Origin of the sequence: Candidatus Angelobacter sp., assembly GCA_035607015.1 — a bacterium.
Classification (GTDB): domain Bacteria; phylum Verrucomicrobiota; class Verrucomicrobiia; order Limisphaerales; family AV2; genus AV2.
Genome location: DATNDF010000213.1, coordinates 1 through 4,203, shown reverse-complemented (window position 1 = coordinate 4,203; position 4,203 = coordinate 1). Strand labels below are relative to the sequence as shown.

General features: G+C 57.4%; 6 protein-coding genes. 4 read left to right on the top strand and 2 right to left on the bottom strand.

The window, feature by feature from the left end; all coding sequences use genetic code 11:
- The 4 genes from VN887_08785 to VN887_08770 all read left to right on the top strand — a co-directional run.
- A partial coding sequence (locus tag VN887_08785) for a phosphatase PAP2 family protein (protein ID HXT40106.1) occupies window positions 1-414 on the top strand: 414 nt, incomplete at its 5' end.
- Between the two features lie 192 nt (window positions 415-606).
- Entirely contained in the window at window positions 607-1,002 is a 396-nt protein-coding gene (locus VN887_08780) for a hypothetical protein (GenBank protein ID HXT40105.1), read from the top strand.
- On the top strand, window positions 999-2,360 hold the full coding sequence (locus VN887_08775) for a radical SAM protein (protein ID HXT40104.1): 1,362 nt from the start codon (window positions 999-1,001) through the stop codon (window positions 2,358-2,360). Before VN887_08780 ends, VN887_08775 begins: the two co-directional genes overlap by 4 nt.
- An 87-nt stretch (window positions 2,361-2,447) precedes the next feature.
- Window positions 2,448-3,200, top strand: a complete 753-nt coding sequence (locus VN887_08770; GenBank protein HXT40103.1) for a sterol desaturase family protein — start codon at window positions 2,448-2,450, stop codon at window positions 3,198-3,200.
- Window positions 3,201-3,208: 8 nt separating this feature from the next.
- Here the strand turns inward: VN887_08770 and VN887_08765 are convergent, their stop codons facing one another.
- Window positions 3,209-3,898, bottom strand: a complete 690-nt coding sequence (locus VN887_08765) for a hypothetical protein (protein HXT40102.1) — start codon at window positions 3,896-3,898, stop codon at window positions 3,209-3,211.
- Between the two features lie 41 nt (window positions 3,899-3,939).
- Window positions 3,940-4,203: transaldolase family protein (locus VN887_08760; GenBank protein ID HXT40101.1), on the bottom strand; the 264-nt coding region annotated here is incomplete at its 5' end.

Below are 4,203 nucleotides of genomic sequence, written 5' to 3'. Positions count from 1 at the left end.
TACTACCCGGTGATCCTCTACATCAACCTGGTCATTCAATCGCCAAGGCAGTTTCTTTACGTGGCCATGAGTTACACCTTGTTGCTCGGCCTGCAGATGATTTTTTTCACGTTCTTTCCCGTGGCAACGCCCGAGGCGTGGCGCGCCTGCAACCGGCAAAGCGGGCCTTCCGAACGCTTCCTGGCCTTCGTGCAGACGTTTGACGGGCGCTCCAACAGCTTCCCCAGCATGCACACGTCGGTCGCGATGCTGACGGCGCTGCACCTGCAGTCGAGCCTCGGCCATTGGGCGTTCCTCTTCCCGCTGCTCATCGCTGCGAGCTGCTTGTTCACCAAACAGCATTATGTGATTGATTTGCCCGCCGGCGCCGCCCTGGGCTGGGGCGCCTTCCAGGTCTTCAACTGGCTTTATTGAAGGAGACCCGGCCGCGAAGGCCGTTTTGCGGGCCCGCACCCGGGATTCCTCCCGGATTCGCGTCACGCGTTTTAAACGCCGCCACGCCTCTCTGTCGTCATCAATTGAATCGATTCCTTCCGTCGTTTTATCAATTAACGCCACGCCAGGCCGTCCCGGTAACTTCGTCCGCGGACAATCGAATCGAGCAACATGAAGACCCCCATCGCCCAACTCAATCTGGTGCTTGCCTGGTTGTGGATATTGCTCGGCTTTGCCAACGGGTTCTTCTTCGGCCTGAATTTTCACAAGGAACGCTGGCTGGGCGGCTACTCCAGTTATCGGCGCAGGCTCTATCGCCTCGGCCACATTTCGTTCTTTGGGCTGGCCGGAGTGAATTTCCTTTTCTATCTGACGGCGCGCAGCTTCACGCTTGCTCCCATCGTCGCGACTGTCGCGTCCTGGGGATTCGCGCTCGGCGCCGTTTCAATGCCCATCTGCTGTTTTGCCATGGCGCACCGGCCGCGGTTCCGGGCGCTGTTTCTCATCCCGGTCACCAGTTTGATCGCGTCCTGCATTTTAACCCTCTGGGAGGTTGCGAACCCATGAAAAGGATTGGACTCATCGCCATGAGCGGCGTGCGCGCGCACAACGAGGAGCTTACTCAACTGGGACTGACGTTGCCCGGCTTCGTGGACCGCAACCGCATCATCGCGTCATTGCCGAGCCTCGGTCTGCTGACACTCGCCGGATTGACGCCCTCCAGGTTCGACGTCGAATACCATGAGATCTTCGACCTGCGGAAAGAAAACGATCTGCCGGATCATTTTGACCTGGTTGCCATCAGCACCTTCACCGCGCAACTGAAGGAGGCCTGGCAGGTCGCCGACGTTTATCGGCAAAAAAACATTCCGGTCGTGATGGGCGGCATTCCGGTGAGTTCGTTGTCCGAAGAGACGAAGGAACATTGCACGAGTGTCGTCGTCGGGGAAGGCGAGCCGCTCTGGCCGCAGGTGCTCGCGGATTTCGAGCGCGGCGTCCTCAGACCATTTTACTTTCAGACGCCGGGAGGCGGGTTCGATCTTCGGGAGGCGCCGATGCCGCGGTTCGATCTGCTCGATCCGGACAAATACAACCGGATTACGGTGCAGACGAGCCGCGGCTGCCCGCACAAATGCGATTTCTGCGCCAGTTCAATTCTCCTGACACCGCACTATAAATTGAAGCCGGTCGAAAAAGTCATCGCCGAGATCCGCGAGATCAAAAAAATCTGGCCGCGCCCGTTCATTGAGTTCGCCGACGACAACAGCTTCGTTCACCGCGAGCACTACAAACGTCTGCTGCGCGAACTGGCGAAGGAAAAGCTGCGCTGGTTCACCGAGGCGGACGTGAAAGTGGCCGAAGACGATGCGCTGCTGGGATTGATGCGCGATTCCGGCTGCCAGCAAATCCTCATTGGCCTCGAAAGCCCGCGCAAGACCAGCCTCGACGGCGTGGAGTTGAACAACAACTGGAAGGCGCGCCAGCGCGATCACTACGCCGCGGCGATTCAAAAGATTCAATCCCATGGTGTCACCGTGAACGGTTGCTTCATTCTCGGCCTTGACGGCGACACACCGGACGTGTTCGAAGAAGTCTTCAGGTTCGTGAAAGAGTCCGGCCTCTACGAAGTCCAGATCACTTTCCTCACCGCGTTCCCGGGCACGCCGCTGTATCAACGACTGAAACGGGAGGGCCGCATCATTCGCGACCACGCCTGGGAACTCTGCACGCTGTTTGACATCAACATTTCGCCGAAGAACATGAGCGTCGAACAACTGCAAGGCGGTTTTCTGGACCTGGTGAAGCGGCTGTACTCGGCTGATGAAACGGACGAGCGCCGCCGCCGGTTCAAATCCAGGTTGAAGGAATCGCCTAATTTCGGTCGCCGCGCGGCGCAGAGAAGCGACGCTCTGCTCGCGGCTTGAGTGCCGGACGTTGGCCGTCTTTGCCGGCGTTTCCGCCGCTTGATTATTTCAACGCCGTTCGCAACAATCCCGCCGACGAAACGGGACATGCTCAATTCGGAAAATATCCAGACGGCTGCGTTCTTCCTGCTCGTGCTCGTGTTCGAGGTCCTCGAGCGGGTCCGGCCCGCGCGCGAAGTCGATCGCTGGAAGGATTTGAAGATCGATGTCTTCTCCTTTGCCCTGGCCATCGCGATGAACCGCGTCTCGCATTACACGGTCACCGGCTTCGTCAACGCCTGTGCGCCGGCGTGGATGCTTGGCGGCTGGCATGCGCTGCAAGGGTTGCCGGGCGTGGTGCGCATCGTCATGGCGATTTTCCTCGTGGACTTGATGATCTACTGGATTCACCGCGCGCAACACCGTTTCAGCCCGCTGTGGCGGACGCACGCGTGGCATCATTCCATCGAGCAGCTCTACTGGTTCTCCGGGTTCCGCACAAGTTTCCTGCACTCGTTCATCTACAACATCCCGCAGGCGGCGGTGCCGATGCTGGTATTCAACCTCAGCCCGCTCGAAGCCGGCATCGGTTATTCGATTGGCATTCTCATTCAATTCTGGGAACACACGAACCTCAACGTCCGCATCGGCCCGCTCAAATATCTTATCATCACGCCCGCCTATCATCGCGTGCATCACTCGACCGAACGCAGCCGGACGAATTTCGGCACAACATTCAGCCTCTGGGACCGGATGTTCGGTACGTACCACGATCCCTCAACGGTTCCCGCCGATGCGCCGCTTGGTTTGGGCGAACCGTTCGATAAAAAGAAAATGGCGAGGATGATGGTGGGGGTTTGAACGGGCGCTCACGGCCTCTGTTCCCTTGACGGTGCGGTCTCCCGTGGAAGATTCGGCGTTTCTCCTTCGTAGTAACAGTCCTTCTTTTGCGGAGAAACCATCGTCTGCTTCCAAACATACCAATGATCTCCAATAGGCTTGAAACCGTTAATCATTGTCGGAAACTTGTTGGTCCTTGGATTATAGGCAATCCCATCGGATTCAGTGGCGAACCCCCTTAGTGAGATATACAGGACACCTTGGTGCGTGACGGCCCCAAACTGGCGGTCTTTGATGGCTTCCCAGGGCAAACCGGTGATCGGCTTTGTTTGAATGACAGACAACAAAGGCATCCCGGTGTGCATGTTCCAGCCATTTATCGCAAGGAAGGCGTTGACCGCGTCCATGGCATTTGAGCCTTTGAGCGTTGGTGCCGGCACGTCGTCCCAATGCATACCGAAGGATGGATGAACAACGAACATGTTGTAACCTAGTTCAAATTGCTCCTTCGTGAGGTTCGTTACACCGAATTGCACAAGGTTGTTCGACATCAACTCAATAAGCTGCCTCTTTTGTTCAGCTTCGGATTGCTTTGTGGAATTGGTATCCGCCCCAAGACATAAACCAACGACGGCAACCAGCAAAATCTCCTGCCATTTCATCTTACCGGCCGATCCGCCAGAATCTCCGCGCCGAGGTGTGTTGGTTGCGGTCTTCACAATAACGCAGTCGAGTGGCGCGGAGAGCCGAACCTAGCAGGCTAATTCAACTTCGCCGCGATAAACTTCTCCAGCTTGAGGTTGTCGGCGGCGAAGATGCGGATGCCCTCTGACAATTTCTCAGTCGCCATCTGATCCTCGTTGAGCATCCACCGGAATGCCTTCTCGTCGAGCGACAGTTTCGCCTCCTTGCATTCACCGGCGGCCTTTTCCGGGCTGAGCTTGCGCGCAAGCGAGCCGGGTGTCTTTTGCATTTCTTCGAGCAGCGTCGGGCTGATGGTCAGCAGATCGCAGCCGGCCAGTTC

Excerpts from the sequence above, each read along its gene's own strand:
- VN887_08775 (HXT40104.1), top strand. The coding sequence starts at position 999 with ATGAAAAGGATTGGACTCATCGCCATGAGCGGCGTGCGCGCGCACAAC.
- VN887_08770 (HXT40103.1), top strand. The coding sequence starts at position 2,448 with ATGCTCAATTCGGAAAATATCCAGACGGCTGCGTTCTTCCTGCTCGTG.
- VN887_08780 (HXT40105.1), top strand. The coding sequence starts at position 607 with ATGAAGACCCCCATCGCCCAACTCAATCTGGTGCTTGCCTGGTTGTGG.